Source organism: Ochrobactrum sp. A-1 (genome assembly GCF_022488005.1).
Taxonomy (GTDB): Bacteria; Pseudomonadota; Alphaproteobacteria; order Rhizobiales; family Rhizobiaceae; genus Brucella.
On record NZ_JAKVQC010000010.1, the window covers coordinates 43270 to 61694 of the forward strand.

Below are 18425 nucleotides of genomic sequence, written 5' to 3' on the forward strand. Positions count from 1 at the left end.
CATACCAATCCTGATCAGCCATCCCGTTTCTCCATTATGCAAGGATCTCGAACATCGACCGCGGAATAAAGCTCCGTGCCTCGCTCATCGTGATCCAGCCTTCATCGACGAGTTTCATGGTGGATTGCGCGAGCGGTCGTGCAATCACCTTGTCGGACTTCATGCCTTCCTTCAGGAGCTGGCGCACCACAGCGGACCATCCGTCGATCGGCTTATCCAGAAACCGGTCGCGAACATCATCATCGAACACAAGGAATTCGCGGACTGCAAAGCGCCTTGTACCGTCCGACGTGCGGATAAGATGCTGTGTGATGAAGATCTGTAACGAGCTGATCAGGTCGAATGCTCGCGCTGCCTGCTCCTCGGCAGGGAACTCCATCGCCATGCGCCGTAGGCCCTCGGCAACCGACCCGGCATGAGTGGTCGTATTGACGATGTGGCCCTGAATGCTGGCCGCGATGCAGCCGCTCATAGAGCCATGATCGCGTGCCTCACCGACATTGATGATCGCCGGCGCTCGCCGAAGGGATGACCAGATTCCGGCTGCAAAGGTCGGAAGGTCACGGCCCTCCCCGATCTCTGATTGGCCGATCAGGCTCGCAGAATCGCCCTGCTCGCTAAGGATGTCGGCGAAGGTGAATTCGATCGGTGCCTGAAAGTCGACAATCTTTCGAGGATTCTCATGGTTTTCAAGGTGATGGCGGGTGATCGCCGCCATGGTGGTCGATTTTCCATGTCCAGTGCCGCCGGCAATGACGATTATGCCGGACTTTGGATTGAGAAACGGCCTCAACTCTTCTTCAAACTGAACGTCGTCCAGGGTGGGAGTGCGCGACGGCAATGAGCGCATCGTCAGTTCGACGCCGGAGCCACCGTTTTTCGTGATTGGTGTTGCGTTGACGCGGAAACGATGCCGCTCATGGCGACTGACTTGGACTTCATAGGAGAAGTCGAGACAACGGCCCTGCCGCAAGATGCTCGGCGCATCGCTCGATCGCCAGATATATGACAGCAGCAGATCGACCTCGGAGCGAAGCAACATGCGCTTGGTGCCGAAATGCTGGCGAGAATTGATCTGGATGCGCGGCCGGGCTTCCGACTGGATGGTAATGTCAGACGCCCCGCGCTTGCCGGCCCCAACGATGAATGTGTCGAAAATCTCGGGCGAGGAATCGAACCGCGTCGGCTCTTCCTTCAGAACGGGTACGAAGGAGTCGGTTGGCTTGAATGGAGTATCGTCCAGACGCGATTCGTCAATCATTTCCCTCGCCTATAGAGCCAATAGCCAGCAACCACAGCAATCAGCGCTACGACGATGACGAGACCGCCATACCCCCCTTCCTGCTTGCGAAGGCCAAGGGGGTCGGCGGGATCGACCGTGCTTGTCTGGCTCGATATAGAATTTCCGTTCACTTGGAGACCTCGAATCTCCGAGTGATCGGTTTCCAACGCCGCGGGTCGGAAACGAATGTTGCGGCATTCTCGATCTTCACCCGGCGTTGGCCGATAAACAGCTCTTCCGGCGTGCCCTTGGCACGAACCTCGCTCGACGTCACTACAAGGCTCTTGACCAGGCCAGCATCAACAAGACGCCGATATTCGACCATTCCCAAATAGTCGCGGCGAAGAAGATTCATGTTCTCCTTCAACGCTTCCTCGGCCTGCATCCGCCCCTGCCGCCAGCCTTCAGCCATATAGCGGTCCCAAATCTTTCGCTCTTCCTTTCCAGAAGGAAGAAACTGGTCTGAGGGATCTGGAGTCTTATCGACGCCGATAACCAGATAATCGCGCCAGCTCGGTATCACGGCCACGAGGCGACCCGGCTTCTCGATGCGGTAATATTCATCGGCCGCAACGCTTTCGCGGCCGCCGTCCGTGATGGTGATCGCTTCCTTGGCCCTGCTCACAACAGGAGGAACGACATAGCCCGCCTCTTTCGGTGCCTTGTAGACCACATCATTGAAATTGAACTCTTGCGAAAGCCTCGACGACTGCGCCTCAAGCTCTCTCAGGATCTCCCATGAACGTCGCTCATAGGCGGCCTGAGCGGCATATGAGAGCGCTGCGTCGCGCAGTGCCGAATACCGCTCTGAATCGACCGCGTTCGCGCCGGTCCCGCTGCGCGTCTTACGGGCAAACTGCTCGTAAGTCATCGGTGCGGCCGTCCCGCCAGTTAGGTTGTCCACTCCGCCAAGGGTTGGAGGTGGAGGCGGCTCGTCCGGATTTGATGAACCGGTCGTGGTGCAACCGGCCAGGGCAACGGAGACGGACAGTGCGGCAAGGATTGTTGGAAACTGCTTCATAGCTTGGTGTCGTCCAGGTGCGGGACCGGGCTTTTTTCAGGCCGGGCGTAGTGGATGGTCATGACGCGTGCAAACTGGTCAATTTCCAGCCATGCACGCCCCTTTCCTTGGCCGAAGGCTTCCCGCAAAAGGCCAAGAAGCGTCATGTCAGCCCAATGGACCGAAACCAAGATTGGAGACCCTGAACGTTCTCCATTCGCCCTAACGGAATAACCGGCCATGCGGGCCGCCTTCCGTGTGATATCATCCAGAGTACCGTTCCAACGGGCATGGACCGGCTGTAAAAGCTCTTGTCCGGCGGTCTCCGGATGCAGCCTGACAGTATTACTTGCATGAGGCTCTAGTGCTCTCGGATATAGCGAAGCATATCGCTTTTCCTCGTTCACAGTCACCAACGACGAATCGAGATATTTTCTAACCGATAGAGTATCGAAATTCTCTTTCTTGTTCGCGCAGGCACCCAATAGGAATGCCAGAGCTACAATTACTGAGTTCCGCATCAAAAGTCGCCTTGTCTCTCATTATGGACAAGCGATCAATGGAATGATCACCCTCTCAAATTCAGTCCTACCCAATTTGACGGATTTTGCAATATACAGCATCACCAAAGCGGGCATTTTCCTACAATCTTAATACGAGATTCCGTGCCCCTTCTCTCGTCCGCGCGTTTGCTGCTGCTCGTGTGCCATCTCTATTTTCTGCGCCTGTTGAGCGGCCTGAACAGTCGTCACAAGCTGGTCAGCTTTCGCGTACCCGGCTGCGAACGCTTCAACCCGCTCCTGATCAGCACCGGGCATCGCCTGGGCGAGGCGATCGCGATCAAGCTCATTTGTTCCCGGCAAACCGAACCGGTCGCGAACTGTCTCGACAAACCGGCGCAACTCACCCATTGCCTGCTGATCATCCGCCGATCTAATCAACGTCCCTAGACGATCTGCAGGCGTTCTCTCGATACGACCGACAAGCTCGCGTGCAGCCTGCGAAAGATCATCAACTGGCTCCCGCATCAGGGTACGGAACCGCTGCTCGTCCTTGGTCAGATCATTCCTCAGATTGCTTCGAACCTGGCCGTAATCCTGCAAGGCCGAGATCGCCGGCGAGACCGCTGCCAGCGCCTTCTCTCGCACGCCGTCATTTCGGCCGAACATGCTTCTGCTGCCGTGAAGCTCGCCAACAGATGCTGGATTATCCCGAATGGACTGCGCTAAATCGGCGACTAGAACCCGCCCGTCATCTATCAGGTTCCGCAGCGCAGAAAGCACGGCTTCAGGCCGCTGCCAGACGGCTGCAACCGCCGTCTCGAGACGGCGTGTTGCTGATTGCATGACCGGCCGGGTTTCCATCCGTGCCGCAACCGTCGCCTCGATGCTATCGCGCCAGTCGGAGATTGCTGCAACAAGTGGCTTTTCTGGTGTCGCAAACATCGCCTGCCTCCTTTCATACTGTTCGACTACCAGCCTCTCTTTCGCTTCGCTGTTGAGCGTCTGCGCGAGTTCGAGGCGCGTGAGATCCTGACCGGCTTTCTGCCCGGCATGGATCAGCGGCCAGTTGTCGATGAAAGCCTCTCGAACCGACTCCGGTAATAGCGACTGAACCTGATTGCGATCGTCGGCGCCGAGATCCGGACCGATGGCAACGACAGTCGCTTGCGGAATAATGGAAGCAATTTCCCGATTGAAGCGCTGAAGATCCGTGGCGGCTGAACCGTCCCTTAATTCATATCCAGCACTCGTGAACCAACGCCGACGTGCTCGATCCGTATCGGAGATTTGGGCATGTCCTAGATTATGCTCCAATCGGGAAAGGGCTTGACGAACCGCAGAAGTCATTTCGGGGAATGTGATGTCCGGAACCGTTACGACCTGCCGCTGTGACGGTTGATATTCCGGCCGATGTTCGGCGGCTTTGCCCTGTTGCTGCTCAGGCCGAATGACATGGGCGAATTTCTTGCCAATGGCTTCCAGCCGCTCGGCAACCTTCGTGAAGCGCTCTCGCAATGCCGCAAGCTGATGACGGAACATATCCCCAATTTCGCTGAATGATGGGATGCCGCGCCGTTCAGCAAATTCCTTCACGCTCAGACGGTAATCGTCAGTCCGTTCATAAGCGAGAGTGGTATCCTTCATGCGATCGCGTGAAAGTGTGTCCACCAACTTATCAAGAGTTCCGAATTCATCGGAACCTGCATAAAGGGTCGCACTGTCTCGATGCCGGCTCATCGCCACATACGTCATGTGCGCGTCCATCGTCGGGCTCGCCAGAACGTGGGCACGATCGACCGTCGCGCCCTGACTCTTGTGGATCGTCGCTGCGTAGCCATAATCGATATTCGCGTAACCGTTCTGTGCGACGGTGACGCTTCGGCCGTCAAACAGACCAATCACGAGACGGCCGCGACTAGCCTCCTCTACATTGCCGAATGAACCGTTCTCGACACCAAGTTCACGGCTCTTCTCCAGAAATACGATACGATCCCCAACCGCAAACTGACGCTGGCCCCGATCAGTCCGGAACCCATGTTCCTCCTGAAGACCGCCTCCCTCTTTGATAACGTTTCGGGCAGCCATATTCAGAGCAAGGACATCGACATTGCGATGCGCAAGCATCAACACATCGACGCCGGCCTCCCAATCACTCCGCCAATTGCCGATCAAAGAATTCCGAGCCGATGCACTGTCAGATTCGAGCTGGACGAGATCATGTTCGACGTAGCGCCCGATCGCGTCCGCGGTATTCCCCTTGCCGAATTCAATAGTCGCATTCTGCATCCATTCTTCGCGCTGGCGGCGAACGCCCGTAAGCTCGATGTACCCTGCGTCATCGGCAATAGCCCGGAAGGCGGCACCAGCTTCAATCGGCTGCAACTGGCGCGCATCACCGAGTAAGATGAGCTTCGCTCCGGCTTCTTCCACCGCAGAAACAAATCGCTGCATCTGCGCTGAACCGACCATGCCTGCTTCATCAAGTACGAACACATCGCCCGGCCCCAACTGGCGAAGGCCGTTCTTCCAAGACGCCTCCCAGGAGGCAAGTGTGCGGGATTCAATGCCTGCACTTTCCTGCAAGCCGACTGCAGCCTTGCCGGCCAACGCTCCGCCTACGACACGTCTCCCCTCTCCCTCGTAAACCGCGCGTACAGCGTTCATCACAGTCGATTTGCCGGCACCTGCGTAACCGACCATGACGGCGATACCCGCCTTTTCAGTTAGGCGAGAAATGACAACCTTTTGCTCTGGATCGAATTTGAAACCGGCACGTTTCTCAACCTCTGCGACAACCTTATCAGCGCTCTTCTGATTGACCGCAAAACCGTCCCGACCGACTAGCGACCGCGCAGAAGCGATCATAGTTCGTTCGGTATCGAGCACTTCCGTCGTTGTATATTTTGCGCGCTCAATGATCTTGTCTGTCATAGGATCGAAGATCGGTGATGCGATCATCACCTGATTTTCAAGCGCGCCTACGCGGAGGAACAGCGCCTGAAAATCCTCGTAGGAATCGGTGTAGCGATGGACTGTTCGCGCAACGTCGCGCTCATCGAAGACAGACTTTTCAGCGGTGATCAGCTTCAGGATGATGGAAGGATCTGCCATCACCTGCTGGCGGCGTGTCGCTTCGATCTCTGCATTGATCTCTATGCGATCCGACTTCACCCCTTTCCGGTCCATCCCCTCGGCGGTAGGCCCGCGGTGCATGGTTGGTTCGATCGCAATTCCCTGCTCTGAATAGGAGCGGTGGTCAACACGAATATCGAACCCGTGTGAGGCAAGATGATGGTTCTGCACATCCGCCCATGCTTCTCTCAGTGCAGGGATGAGCTCCTTGTCTCCGGCGAACTGGCGATAGAGGGCATGGCCGTTCTTCGAGAATTTCGGCTCACCATTCTCATCAACCGCGCGAACATTTTTTGCTCCAAATCCCTCATCTGTCAGAGGCCGCAAAGCGCTCATGATATGAACGTGCGGATTGCCCTTGATCTCGTGATACGCCCAATCCGCCACGACCCCCTTCTTTGAAAAGTTCTCCTCCACGAATTCGCGGACCAGGGCAATGTTCTGTTCTCGCGAAAACTCAATGGGCAGGGCAAGTGTCATTTCACGAGCAAACTGCGCGTCCTTCCTGTTCTCGGATGCCTCAACTTTATTCCAAAAGGCCTCCGACGCCTGAACCGGGGAAAGGTTCGCGAGAGCCTGCGCCCATTCCGGCGCATTAGCTGGTATCGCGAATTCGCTGTGAACGTTTCCCTTCTTGTTGGAAAAATCATAGGACCGTTCATAGGTCTGATTAGTCATGGCGGCGCAATGGCGATATGATGCTGCTGCGACCGCGCTTTGCCCGGTCGCCCTGCTTAAAACCTTCGCATGAAGATGAAATATCGCCATGCGAACACACATAACAAGCAGGTATCGACTTGTCGATACATAAGTGCGCCCTTAGAAACCGGAGCGCTGCGCGGCTCCGGACGGGACTGACAATGCGTTGGCTCCGCCAACACTTTGTTTTTCTTATTGGCTCGCTACCGCTCGACAGCTCATCGAGTGGAATTCAATCTTGCCGTATAGAGCAACTGGCGGTATCAATGACGAGTGTACAGCGAAACAACGGAGGCTACTCGTGGCACGCACCTCAAAGGTATCGAAGATTCAGGAAGAGATCGCACGCTTGCAACAACAGCTCGATGCGGAACGCGCAAAGGAAGCTGAACGGCTAGGTGGACTGGCTGTCAAAGCTGGACTTGCTGACGTCGATGTGTCCGACCGCGAATTACTCAAGGCTCTGAAGGAAGTGGCCGACCGATTTCAACAAACACCCGCTGAGTGAAGCAGGGCGCTTAGCACTCCTGCTTGGGAAGCGACATAGGGAGTATCGAGACAGGATGGCGGCAAATCGACAGAAGGATGCGCATGAGAAAATCATGCTTGGCGGCCTCGTCGTGAAGGCGGGTCTTCGCAATGAAAACCCCGCTTTCATCCTCGGTGTGCTGCTGACGGCTTTTGAGCAAAAGGATAACGAGAAGCTTCGCACTGCGATGATTGAAAAGGGCAGGAAGGCTTTTGAGAAATGATACGGAAACCGCCTGAACCTGCTGTTGGAGTTCTCGTTATCGCCGCTATTGTGGCGGCGGTCATGACGCCGCTCTTGTGGTACTTCCGCTTCGTGAACCCATCATGGCCTACGGCGAATGGTCATTTCGTCCAGCTCTCTTTTTCGCAGGCATGGGATTGCCTGACGATATGGAAATGGGGCGCTTGCCGATCCCATCTTGAAGCGATTGGAAGCCCCCTCGCCGGTTCAGCTATTCGCAACCAGGTAGTCGTTATTGCGCCTCTTATAGTCGCTCTCGCCCTCCTCGGAGTATTCATTTATCAGAAGTGGCTCGTGGTTCGGCAACGCGTCATTATCTCGGGAATGGTCGTAGAGGGAATGGACGCTTTGTTGCGTGCTGCTCGTTACGAGCAGAAGCACAATCGCTATCCGAAGACTCGCGGAATCCATATGTTCAATGGATGGCATTACACGCTCCCTCGCGAGACAAATCACACATTCATCCTTGGCGCTCCCGGGGGTGGCAAGACGGTAACTTTTCGTCGCATGATCGGCTCCGTTGTCGAACGCGGGGACAAAGCTATCATCTTCGATGAGAAGGGTGACTATACCCGCATAACACCTCCATCGGTTCGTGACGGAAAAGAGGTTCCTCCGCTTCTTCTGGCGCCACAGGATGACCGTTCGGCGGTTTGGGATATTGCGGCCGATTTGATCGTGTCACAGGACGCTGTTGAATTGGCGCAACGTATCATTCCCGATGACGGACATCCGTTTTTTACGCAGAGCGCTCGCGCTGTCCTCGCCGGCTGCGCTATCAAGCTGATGGCGGAAAAACCGAAGGAATGGACATGGCTCGATCTGCTCAATGAAACGCGTCAGGATCAGGAAAAACTGCTCCGGATCATGCTCAAGTATCAGCGCGGAGCCGACATCTTCTTGACCGCAGATTACAAGCAGGTCATGTCCACGCTCGGCCAGCTCGAAACGAACATGCGTCTGCTCGAAATGCTGGCGACAGCATGGCCCACCTATGAGGGAAGGCAGCGCTTCCGGTTACGTGAATGGTTGGTCAACAAGACCGATCAGAGAACGGTTATTGTCCAACACTCCGGCCGGTATGCCGAACTCTCCGACGGCTGGATTTCCGCGCTATACGCTGTTGCTGTCTCAACCGTCACGGACAGCAACCTGCTTTCAGATCATGACCTGCGCCGCATTTGGTTCTTTCTCGATGAATGGGGGCAGCTTCCGGAAATTCAGGATTTCGAGCGCTTCGTTACTCTCGGTCGGTCCAAGGGGGTCTGCGCCGTACTTGGTCTGCAAGACCTGTCACAGATCGCCAAAAACTACGGACAGGAAGTCCTCGACGTCCTCATAGCGTCTGTTGGCACAAAGGTCATAACTCGCATCAACTTTGGACCCACAGCAGAACGCATGGAACGTGACCTGGGCGAGACGACATTCTATGAATATCGCCGGGACATGATGACCGATGGCACGACGAAATGGCTGAAGGAGACGCATCGCGCCAGCCCTATCGAACGATCGGAATTCAGCACGGAATTGGGCGTCGATGATAAAGGTGTGACCGCCTTCGTTACCGGGATCGGCAAGAACGTCTATCAGGTCAAATTCCCCTTCCCTGAAGACGCAAAGGATCATCGCCCGTCGAACGTTCCGGCCGAGTGGACCTACACCTTTAAACCAACCGGCACCTTCACCAGTGACGCCGATATCGACGTCTATGTGAAGGCGGTTCTTGGTAAGAACTCACCGCCGCCACGAGGTGCGCTGCCTTCGACCGAAGATACCGAACAAGAGGACTTGCCGCTTGAAGAAGCCTTCAAAGCGGCGGCCGCGGCCGCACGCAAAAATGCGAGTGCTCCGGCACATTCTGAGGAGGCCGGAGACAAGCCCGAACAGGTCGATCTTTTTGAGAAGTACCGCTAGTTGCCCTAGTGGTAGGCCTCCATATCGGACGCCGCCCGCACATCAATCGACACGTGCTTTATGACATTCCCGTCCTTGTCTTTCGCGACAAGCATTTTGGGATTGTAAGCATAAACGCCGTTGTAATTGACGCGATAGATCACGCCGATCTTTTGCCAACGCTTTTTGGCGCGCATCACTGTATCTCGAAAGACTTCGAGTTTAGCCGCCAACTCGTCATTTGTCGGAGTTGTCCCATCCGCTCGCGGATTTAACACCAACTCCCGAAGCATCTTAGACCAATGCCTGTTTTTTGGAGGAGGGTTATCCGCGAGTTCTGTCAACCAAGAGAGATTCACGCCGGCTTCACCCGGTTTTATTTTCTCTGGTTCAGGTGGGCCGTCAAACGTTATTACCTTTGAGATGCCCTTCATCTGTTCCGCCCGTCTGTCGTTCCCACGTTCGATTTTATTTGGTGCGCTTATTGGTGTACTTTTATACAAGAGAACGTCCTAACCGTTATCATCTCCCTTAATGGAGTCAATGTTTTGCTCCATCCAGCAGAATCATTTCACAATGAATCCTGCGACATTTTCAATGTCAAATACGACTAGCTTGGCAGGAGCTTTTTCCCCTCGGTCCGCAAGGTGCCGTCTGGCCCGACATGCCGATAAAGGGTCGATCGGGTAATGCCTAATTCCCGGCATAGTTCCCCGACCTTCGTTCCCGGCTGGCTCATCGCAGCCATAGCCAAACGTAACTTCGCCTTTGTCATTTTCGGCGGTCTCCCTCCTACTCTCCCGCGCGCTCGCGCAGCAGAGAGGCCCGCCACAGTACGTTCTATTGTCAGTTCGCGTTCATACTCAGCCAGAGCGGCGAAGATCCCGAAAACCATCTTGCCCGCCGGCGTCGTCGTGTCGATTGATGCGAGTCCTATCCGGACATGGCGAGAAAACCCGTAACAAAAACAACATATCAAAAACGTCAGTTTTGGGACAGCGTTTTACGGCGGCCTTCGGCCGCAGGGTTTTCCCACAGGCTCCGGCCTTCTCTACGGCGCCATTGGGGGCGCGCTCAGGCCTCCGCCTGCTACGCCTGCTTTCCCTCGAAAGCAGGCTTCGGCCCTCCGGGCTGGAAAAACCCTTACTGCATGGAAGGCCGGCTTCGCCGGCGACTATTTCCTTGTTGAAATGCACCGATCCTCGATCCGGTCAAATTGCAGAGCCTCGCCATGCTCGCGGGCTCGCCGCTGCGCGTGGCTCCGGTTCCGGTCGCAAGCGACCGAGTTTGACCGGATCGGGCGGTTCGGTGCCATCCTGACCTATCGGGACGAGGGGCATCGCCCCTCGCCCGTTGGCGAGAAAGTTCGATCCGCCTCCGGCGCGGATCGAACAAGGGGCAAGTCCTATTCGAGGAGAGACAGGGCACGTATGAGCCCGCTTTCACTGTCGGGCGTCCAGCGTTGATAGTCGTAGACGCGGACAATGGTGCCGGCGGGTTCATCAGCGCTCGAGATGAGCGGAACGATCAGCTCGGGCAGCGTATCGAGCGATACACACGGATAGCAATCCAGGGCGCCATTTGGGCGTTCGAGCTCCACACGAAACAGGTGGGTTTGGGAATCAGTCATTGAACTCTCCGTCTCAGGGAAGGCGAAAGGGAAGCCCCCGCCGAAGCGGGGGCCGGGTGGATCAATCCCAGGGGATGACCGCCATCAGGCTTTCGTCATCCTGCCCCGGATAGCGGCCCAGGTTCGCGTTCAGCTTTGCAAAGCCGGTGTTGACGGTGAGCGTATAGTATTCGCCGCCCCTCTGGTTCTTCTTTTTCCAGATGCCGCCGATCTCGATCCGGCGGTTGCGCGGGGACTTCGCGTAAAGCCGGTAGACCGGAGCCTGAGGGTTCGTGCTCTCAACCGGCTCGCCGGTGATGTCGATGTCGAAGGTCAGCGTTGCGAGGTTGCCGGTCAGCGTGTCGGTTTCGGCGTCGATCTGGATGAAGTTTACGAGGTCAGACATTGCGCGATCTCCTTTGCTTGCGTTGTCGATGGACACGAGAAAGGACCGCACAAAGACCGGGCTGCACCCGAAGGGCCGCAGCGCAGCGGAGGACGGCATTGGCGGGCGATTTTGACTCGCGAGGAAGCGCCGCAGGCGCGGGGAAAATCGTTCGGTTATGCTGTTGCTGGCCGGGCGGACGGTCCTAGTGGCCTATTCGATCGACAACGCTGCCATGCAAAGGGATTTGATCGCTATGTCTTTGCTCTCGTCCCATTTCATTCCATAGCCGAAACCGGCATTTTGACCGGCACGGCTTCACAGTGTTCGTCCCGACGACATTGACATCAATGGCCTAGGCGTCGCGCGCACGAAACTTCCTGCTCCGTGCCGCCAGCTACGCTACACAGCTTTCGCGCCCGTCTATCGAAATGACAGTCGGCAATCTGGAACATGAACCAGGCCGGTAGCTTGGTCCTTCACCTCAAACTGTCAGCGCCGCTTTGCAAAGCGTGCACAGCTCCCTACATCTTGCCGGCAGGACCTCGATGCCAATGACCATCATCGGTATTCGCGCCGTCCCCCCGGCCTGCTTCGGCGGGGGCTTCCCTTTCGCCTTCAACAATTCGAGCGCCCTAGTTCATGGCAGATTTCGCCAAGGCCCGCAGTGTCGGCGCGAGGTGCAATTCACCCTTCGGCGAGCGGTACAGCATTGACAGGAAGTAGCGCGCCGGCTTCGCGATCTCGGCCGCGCCCGGCTTCAGCGCGGCGGACCGCACCAGCTTCTCAGCCACGATCGCGAGCGCCGCGGCCGCGTTCATCCGGCCGGCGACCTGTACGCCCGCGACCCATGTTTCGCGCGGTATTTGTATGAGCGCCCGGATTGTGTCGGCCTGCCCCTCCAAATCGCGCCAGGACGAGAAACTGATGCCATATTCGGCCTGAAGCTGGCGGCAAGCTAGCCGTAGCAGATCAAGGGTGGTTGCAGGATCATCATCACTACGTTCCCGGTCTTGCGCAGACGGTTCCGCTCGCACAGGCTCTTTTTCGAGAGCCCATTGATCGGCGGAGCCGATCTCAGAACTAAACTGAATCGATCGTGCGTTAGCGCGATGCCGTTCTCTTCTTACTAATGTCGTGGGGGTTGTAGTTGTATATGGGGGGACAGAATTGTCCTGCGCGGGGGACTCTTTACGGCTTTGATCGGCAGAATCATCATTCTGTGGCGATGACCCCGAAGGTTGCTCGGACGGCTCATACAGTGCAAGTGCGTCCTTCAGGAGGTCCACGAGCTGCGCAAGGTAGTCAGGATTTGCCCTCTGTTGGTGAAAATCGACTACGAGCGCATTGAACTTCTCCTCGAAACCCTGCGTCTCATGACCATCACGGCGAAGCTGTTCGAGCGCATCGACGATCTGCCGGGCGACACCTTGGCTTTGCCGTGTCGTCTCGCGCATCGATCGCCACTCATCAACATGAGCGCTCGCCAGTTCTTCGAGTTCCGCGAGCCGCGCTCTGGCGGGCGAGAAATCAAGGCCGAAGCTGCCCCCGCCTTCCCGATTTACATAGCGGCGACCGGTCGGGCTGTCGCGATAAGCGACAATGCCCGCCTCCACGAGCGAACGAATGGCGCGGGTGACGGTTTTCTCGCAGACGCCAAGATCATAGGCCAAACGGGCATTTGATATGGCAACGACGGGACGCTTGCCCTCTGTCCAGTCCTCTGCCGGGGAGATAGCAAGAAGCGTGTCGAGGATCTGGTAGGGATAGCCTTTTATGCCAAGGCGACCGGCGCATTTCTTTAGCGCGCTCGCAACCTGCGCCTTGGTCGCGGGGCGGTTGTCTTCCCTCATGGCAAGGGCAGCGCTGGCAAGAATGCCAGGCGTCACCCTTCTGAAACTGGCGATGGTCTGCATCGGATTCCTTTCTGAAATCCGGGCAAAGCTCACCCGTTCGCAAAAGCTGCGCTCGATATTGACAGTGAGGGAAAGGAGCCTTAGATTGAGACTTGAGTTTTTGAGATGGGTCTCTCGGAGCGACGGCAATCGCTTCTAAGATCATTCTTTCCCCCCGATGTAGCTTGCTGCGTCGGGGTTTACTTTTTCCGGGTTAGGGTTTCTCCTCGTTCCAAATCACACGACTCGCAATCGCGTCAGCCGCAAACGCTAACCGATTTGCTTGATAAAGCAAAATGATTCGGGAAATTTTCCGAGCTACAGCTTTCAAGCGAACCGGTCACAACTTGACAAGCGCTTGCGTCGTAAGGGTTTTTCCTAAACCCAAAGCCTGTGGGATCGCATTGTCGCACAAGCGCAATCGCATCATCGTGGCCGGCTTTACGAACACTTCCGGCACTGATCATCAATGACTGATTCTCTCGGTACTGGCGAATCTGCCCGCATCGTTACCCACTGCCAGGGAGAGGTGGAAGGGTTTGGGAAGGAGGAGGAGGGAACCGTCCCTCCTTCCCATGGGAGGGTGTTTGAGGGAGGGGCGGCTTGCCCCCCCTCTTTCGAGGGGTTTGGTCCGGTCGATCCGGGACAAACTCCTGTGCCCGCGATTTGAACCGGGCCACTAGCGCCCGTTGGATACGCGGCGGCCAGCACGATAAAAGCGCCTGCGTCAAAGGGCTGTCAGGATCGCGGTCCATGACCTCCTTTGTGTAACCAAGATTCCAGCGCTTCCACTGAAATGAATTCTTCATGTCAGCCTTCGGCCTCTATCGGACTTGAGGACGGGCAGCCTCGATAAAGGCTGCGATGGCATCTTTCCGCGTGGCGAAACCGTCCCGCATAGGGCGATCATCATTGAAGATCACAAACCATTCGCCGGTTACGAAAGTGCAATCGATAATGCCGCCTGCGTCATGTGGGTTCGTCATCATCCCGTTCGGGATTTCGCTCCATCCCGGCACGAAAGAATTCAGGGTCTCCAAATCAGTCATAGGCCGTCCTCCTTCATGGCATGGCGAGCAAGCTCCGCCTTTTCCGCAATAATCCGGTGCAGTTCCGCAACTCCGGCCTCAAGGCAGGCTCTCCCTTCGAGATGCCGGAATTGCATCCAGAAGGCGGCGCGTTCCTCGCGCGCCGGTCCTATGCCTGCCTGTTGTTCCAATTCTCCAATGGTGCCCATGGCTCATCCTTTCCCGCGCCGCTCAAGCGGCGCGACGTTCCTCGATCTCGTCAACTTCGGCTGTGATCTCGCCCGCGTCAGGCTGAAGGCTATGCAGATAGGTAACGGCACGCTCTGCATGGGATGCCGCCTGAAAAATCGCCCGTTTGTCGTTGTTCAGGACCTTGAGTTATCCGCAGCAGCCCATAATGCGAAGGAAGGCGGCCGCACCGCTGGAAATCCGCGGGGTTCCAGCTTCCGCGAGCGGGATTTGCTCAGCATTATTTTGTGCCGGACCTTTGCTGTCGTTTTGACAAGCAGAGGAATCAATAATGTTGAATGCTGATTACGAGCTCATCGCCGAGCTCAGAATTGTACTGACCAACCAACGATACAGCCCGGTGGTGATCGGCAACTACTGCGCCTATGCGCGCGGGTTCGTCGAATACCTTGCACAGCAGAACATCGATGTTGTGGAGGTGACCGAGACGCAGGTGGTTCATTACCTGCATCATGCGGTAGCGCTGTTCCGGAAGCGCCATGGTCGATCTCCGGGGCCATACTGGCACTCTATCCCGCGCTCCGGAATCCATGCCTTGCTGCGGCTTGCACAGGGCCAATGGCCGTCCCCGCCGAAAGCGACCTGCGCGGCCGACGCACTGCGCTTTGCCATCTGCGACGAGTACGAGACCTGGCTGCGCGAAGAACGAGGCCTTGCTACGGCCAGCATCGACGCGCTGATGTGGGAGGGCCGTAACTTTCTGGTCTGGCAGCTCGATCGGCACGGTCCCGACAGCCTGATGGCAATGACCGTCAGCGACATCGACCGTTACATGGACACGCGCAGCCCTCATCAGACGCGCCGGTCTGTGAAGGATGTGGCGGAGCGCCTTCGCTCGATGCTGCGCTATCTCCATCGAACAGGGCGCGTCGCCATCGATTTATCGCCGCATGTCATCGCCCCCTTGCTCTATGCGTATGAAGGGGTGCCATCGATCCTTACGCCCGATCAGGTCACGGCGGTTTTGCAGTCCTCGGGGGAGGATAAGACGCCGACGGGCCTGCGGGATCATGCCATCCTGCAATTGCTGGCGACCTATGGCTTGAGATCGGGCGAAATCTGCAACCTGCGGATCGAGGATATCGACTGGCGGGCGGAAGTGATCCGCATCAGGCACACCAAGACCCGGGCCAACTCATTCCTGCCATTGATGGCGCCGGTGGGTGAGGCCGTGCTCGCCTATCTGCAGACGGGGCGGCCTGTCACAAATGCTCGCGAGATCTTTGTCCGAACACGCGCGCCTTATCGTAAGCTCGGCATGCTGGCCAATATGGTGCGGCGGCGGCTTACGACTGCCGGGATCACGCCGGCTGGTAAAAGCGGCTCCCATATCTTCCGCCATGCACGCGCCGTCGAAATGCTGCGCGCCGCCGTGCCGCAGAAGGTGATCGGCGATCTGCTCGGGCATCGCTCTACGGAGTCCACAGCTCCCTATCTGAAGCTCGCCACCGAGGACCTTCGGGCCATCGCGCTCGACGTGCCGGGACGGGAGGTGCGGTCATGACGAACTGGCCCGACCCTGATCGCAAGCTGATCGCGCGGTACATTGCAGGCCTCAACCTGCGCACCACGCAGAGCCCCATCTACTACAAGCAGGCGCTCAACATCTTCCAGGATGTCGCCGAACGCCACGGCAAGCTCGACAAGGACATGCTGGTGGCATGGTTGCATGTGTCGCCTGGCCGGTGGGCCTCGACGACACGGCTGCACCGCACCCGGATTATCGACCGTTTCCTCGATCACCTTGAAGAAACCGGAGCGATCGAACGCAATCCCGTCGCCAGTCTGCGTGAGGCTTGCAATATCAAACAGTGCAAGCCGGTGTGGCGCGCGCTGGCCTCCAGCGATCCGGATCGCGCGCTTGCCGAACTATACCGACCCAGGCCATTCGGCAGTGTGCTGGGCAACATGATGGCTGAGCACGTCACATTGATGCGCAACCGGGGTTACAAATACACTGCGCAAGCGATGCGGCTATGGCGGCTCGACCGCTTTCTTCAGCTAAACCCGGAGCTTCAGGACCAGCCGCTCGAGGTGATGCTTGAACACTGGTCCGCGGCGAAAACGACGCGCAATCATCCCAACGAGTGCGAAAAGCTCCGACGGGTCCTCACGAAAATCCTGCGCCATCAGGACCCATCGATCCCGCCCCGCCGACCTGATCCGCGCCCAGAAAAGGAAGTGGCCAGACATTGGCGAAAACCGCATATTTACACACCGTCCGATGTGCTGCGTATGCTCGACATCGCCCGCTCTTACCCTTCACCTCGATCGCCGCTTCGTCCGTCGAGCATCTACACCATGCTGCTGCTCGCCTATTGCGCCGGTCTGCGGCGAAGCGAACTGGCTCGCCTCGATCTTGGTGACGTGGACTTCCAAGGCGGCACGATCACGATCCGCCAAACCAAGTTCTACAAGACCAGGATACTGCCGCTGCCCGACAGTGTGATGGTAGAACTTCGATCATATACGGAAGCGCGACGCCGCGCCGGTGGGTTCCTTGATCCGCGCTCCGGCCTGTTCTGGCACGAACAGCGTGGTGACCGCTATACGAAGCAGGCCGTCGCCTGGCTGCTGGTTGACGTCATACGCCGCGCCGGGCTGAAGCCGCCTCGGGGGCGAACTGGACCTCGCCTGCACGATCTGCGGCATTCGATGGTCGTGAACCGGATCCTCGAATGGTACGAGGCAGGCATCAATCCGCAGGATCGTCTGCCGTTCCTTGCGACCTATCTCGGCCATCGGGACATCAACTCGACCCTGGTCTACATCACCGTCACGCAGGACTTGCTGCATCACGCCAATGAGCGGTTCCGCGTGCTGGGCGCGCCATGCCTCAATATCGGGCAGGAGGTGCGGGCATGAGCAAGAACAATCAGTTCCCGTGGCTGATGCGCGCGTTCTTCTACGAGTGGCTGGTCGAGCAGCGCAATGCCTCCATCCATACGGTCCGGTCGTATCGCGATGCCTGGCGACTCTTCCTCCGGTTCGTCGCAAAGCGCTCAGGCAAGAAGGTGGCGATGATCACGCTGGCGGATCTAACCGCCGGAGAGGTCATTGCGTTCCTCGGTCACGCCGAACACGAACGCGGCGGCAAGATCGGCACGCGAAACTGCCGGCTTGCAGCGATACGCAGCTTCTTCAACTTCGTTGCAACCAAGGATCCCGGATCGATCGCCCAGTGCGTCGAAATCCTCAACATCCCGATTAAGCGCGGTCCGGTGTCGGAACCCTGCTATCTGGACCCGGCGGAAGTGACGGCTATCCTGGCTCAGCCTGATCGTTCGACACTCGAAGGTATGCGCGACCACGCCTTGCTCTCGTTCCTCTACAACAGCGGCGCGCGAATACAGGAAGCGCTCGATCTGTGCCCCGATGCGGTCCGGTTCGACAGTCCGAGCTGCGTGCGCCTCACCGGAAAGGGTCGAAAAGAACGCATCTGCCCGCTCTGGCCGGAAACCGTGATATTGTTGCAGAAGCTGCTCGAACGGCAACCACGGGCGCCAAACCAGAGGCTGTTCGTTAACCGCTATGGCGAACCGCTCAGCGCATCGGGGGTCCGGTTCAAGCTTGCCGCCTATGTGAAGGCAGCGGCCGAAACCTCACCAACCCTGCGCGACAAGCATGTGACGCCCCACGCCTTCCGGCATGCAACCGCCGTGCATCTCATATCGGCGGGCGTCGACGTCACGGTCATCCGTAGCTGGCTCGGTCATGTGAGCCTCGACACAACCAACCACTACGCCAGAGCCAACCTCGAAACAAAGCGCAAGGCATTGGAAAAGGTCGGTGCTCCCGAAACACCCACCCGCCAGCCCTCGTGGAAACGCGATACGAGCGTTCTCGCCTGGCTCGACACGCTCTGAAATAATGCGGAGGAAGGTGGCCCGAAACCCCGAACTTTAGGCAATCTGGCCGCCTTCCTTCGCATTATGGGTTGCTGCGGATAACTGAAGTTATGACGAGGTGAGCATAAGG

General features: G+C 57.5%; 18 protein-coding genes and 1 pseudogene. 7 read left to right on the forward strand and 12 right to left on the reverse strand.

Annotation, left to right across the window (positions count from 1 at the left end; all coding sequences use genetic code 11):
- Positions 1-34: 34 nt before the first annotated feature.
- From MKS82_RS29295 to traA, 5 genes are all read right to left on the reverse strand, one after another.
- Positions 35-1261, reverse strand: coding sequence for an ATPase, T2SS/T4P/T4SS family (locus tag MKS82_RS29295; RefSeq protein WP_121987183.1), 1227 nt, complete (start codon positions 1259-1261; stop codon positions 35-37).
- Positions 1258-1413, reverse strand: a complete 156-nt coding sequence (locus tag MKS82_RS29300; RefSeq protein WP_162995425.1) for a hypothetical protein — start codon at positions 1411-1413, stop codon at positions 1258-1260. Before MKS82_RS29300 ends, MKS82_RS29295 begins: the two co-directional genes overlap by 4 nt.
- Positions 1410-2303, reverse strand: a complete 894-nt coding sequence (locus MKS82_RS29305) for a type IV secretory system conjugative DNA transfer family protein (RefSeq protein ID WP_100560303.1) — start codon at positions 2301-2303, stop codon at positions 1410-1412. The genes MKS82_RS29300 and MKS82_RS29305 overlap by 4 nt, the downstream gene beginning before the upstream one ends.
- Positions 2300-2803 (reverse strand): DotD/TraH family lipoprotein, encoded by a 504-nt coding sequence (locus tag MKS82_RS29310; protein WP_240579689.1) that lies wholly within the window; start codon positions 2801-2803, stop codon positions 2300-2302. Before MKS82_RS29310 ends, MKS82_RS29305 begins: the two co-directional genes overlap by 4 nt.
- Before the next feature lie 129 nt (positions 2804-2932).
- Positions 2933-6697, reverse strand: a complete 3765-nt coding sequence (gene traA, locus MKS82_RS29315; protein ID WP_445558115.1) for a Ti-type conjugative transfer relaxase TraA — start codon at positions 6695-6697, stop codon at positions 2933-2935.
- A gap of 220 nt (positions 6698-6917) precedes the next feature.
- Between traA and MKS82_RS29320 the strand changes: the two genes are divergently transcribed.
- From MKS82_RS29320 to MKS82_RS29330, 3 genes are read left to right on the forward strand one after another with little or no spacing between them, the layout of a single operon-like run.
- Positions 6918-7124 carry a TraC family protein gene (locus tag MKS82_RS29320; protein WP_151678445.1) on the forward strand — a complete coding sequence of 69 codons (207 nt, stop codon included), beginning with the start codon at positions 6918-6920 and terminating at the stop codon, positions 7122-7124.
- A gap of 55 nt (positions 7125-7179) precedes the next feature.
- Positions 7180-7368 carry a conjugal transfer protein TraD gene (locus MKS82_RS29325; protein ID WP_240579691.1) on the forward strand — a complete coding sequence of 63 codons (189 nt, stop codon included), beginning with the start codon at positions 7180-7182 and terminating at the stop codon, positions 7366-7368.
- Positions 7365-9302, forward strand: coding sequence for a type IV secretion system DNA-binding domain-containing protein (locus MKS82_RS29330; RefSeq protein ID WP_240579692.1), 1938 nt, complete (start codon positions 7365-7367; stop codon positions 9300-9302). Before MKS82_RS29325 ends, MKS82_RS29330 begins: the two co-directional genes overlap by 4 nt.
- Before the next feature lie 5 nt (positions 9303-9307).
- Here MKS82_RS29330 and MKS82_RS29335 read toward each other — a convergent pair whose 3' ends face one another.
- The 7 genes and pseudogenes from MKS82_RS29335 to MKS82_RS29365 form a co-directional block, all read right to left on the reverse strand.
- On the reverse strand, positions 9308-9715 hold the full coding sequence (locus MKS82_RS29335; RefSeq protein ID WP_100560291.1) for a hypothetical protein: 408 nt from the start codon (positions 9713-9715) through the stop codon (positions 9308-9310).
- A gap of 176 nt (positions 9716-9891) precedes the next feature.
- Positions 9892-10209: pseudogene (locus tag MKS82_RS29340) on the reverse strand (recombinase family protein); the annotation flags it as partial.
- 477 nt (positions 10210-10686) lie between these two features.
- Positions 10687-10911, reverse strand: a complete 225-nt coding sequence (locus tag MKS82_RS29345; protein ID WP_100560287.1) for a hypothetical protein — start codon at positions 10909-10911, stop codon at positions 10687-10689.
- A 61-nt stretch (positions 10912-10972) separates the two neighbouring features.
- Positions 10973-11296 (reverse strand): DUF736 domain-containing protein, encoded by a 324-nt coding sequence (locus tag MKS82_RS29350; RefSeq protein WP_100560382.1) that lies wholly within the window; start codon positions 11294-11296, stop codon positions 10973-10975.
- A 614-nt stretch (positions 11297-11910) separates the two neighbouring features.
- Complete coding sequence (gene repC / locus MKS82_RS29355; RefSeq protein WP_100560285.1) at positions 11911-13191, reverse strand: plasmid replication protein RepC; 1281 nt, start codon at positions 13189-13191, stop codon at positions 11911-11913.
- An 803-nt stretch (positions 13192-13994) separates the two neighbouring features.
- Complete coding sequence (locus MKS82_RS29360) at positions 13995-14219, reverse strand: hypothetical protein (protein WP_100560283.1); 225 nt, start codon at positions 14217-14219, stop codon at positions 13995-13997.
- Entirely contained in the window at positions 14216-14407 is a 192-nt protein-coding gene (locus tag MKS82_RS29365) for a hypothetical protein (protein WP_100560281.1), read from the reverse strand. Before MKS82_RS29365 ends, MKS82_RS29360 begins: the two co-directional genes overlap by 4 nt.
- 91 nt (positions 14408-14498) lie before the next feature.
- On the opposite strand from MKS82_RS29365, the gene MKS82_RS29370 reads away from it, so the two are divergent.
- Genes MKS82_RS29370 through MKS82_RS29385 form a run of 4 tightly spaced genes read left to right on the forward strand, consistent with a single transcriptional unit; the run spans position 14499 to position 18313 of the window.
- On the forward strand, positions 14499-14732 hold the full coding sequence (locus tag MKS82_RS29370) for a hypothetical protein (RefSeq protein WP_240579693.1): 234 nt from the start codon (positions 14499-14501) through the stop codon (positions 14730-14732).
- Positions 14719-15951 carry a site-specific integrase gene (locus MKS82_RS29375; RefSeq protein ID WP_125302982.1) on the forward strand — a complete coding sequence of 411 codons (1233 nt, stop codon included), beginning with the start codon at positions 14719-14721 and terminating at the stop codon, positions 15949-15951. The genes MKS82_RS29370 and MKS82_RS29375 overlap by 14 nt, the downstream gene beginning before the upstream one ends.
- Complete coding sequence (locus MKS82_RS29380) at positions 15948-17312, forward strand: tyrosine-type recombinase/integrase (protein ID WP_125302979.1); 1365 nt, start codon at positions 15948-15950, stop codon at positions 17310-17312. Before MKS82_RS29375 ends, MKS82_RS29380 begins: the two co-directional genes overlap by 4 nt.
- Positions 17309-18313 carry a site-specific integrase gene (locus MKS82_RS29385; protein ID WP_125302977.1) on the forward strand — a complete coding sequence of 335 codons (1005 nt, stop codon included), beginning with the start codon at positions 17309-17311 and terminating at the stop codon, positions 18311-18313. Before MKS82_RS29380 ends, MKS82_RS29385 begins: the two co-directional genes overlap by 4 nt.
- Positions 18314-18425 lie beyond the last annotated feature (112 nt).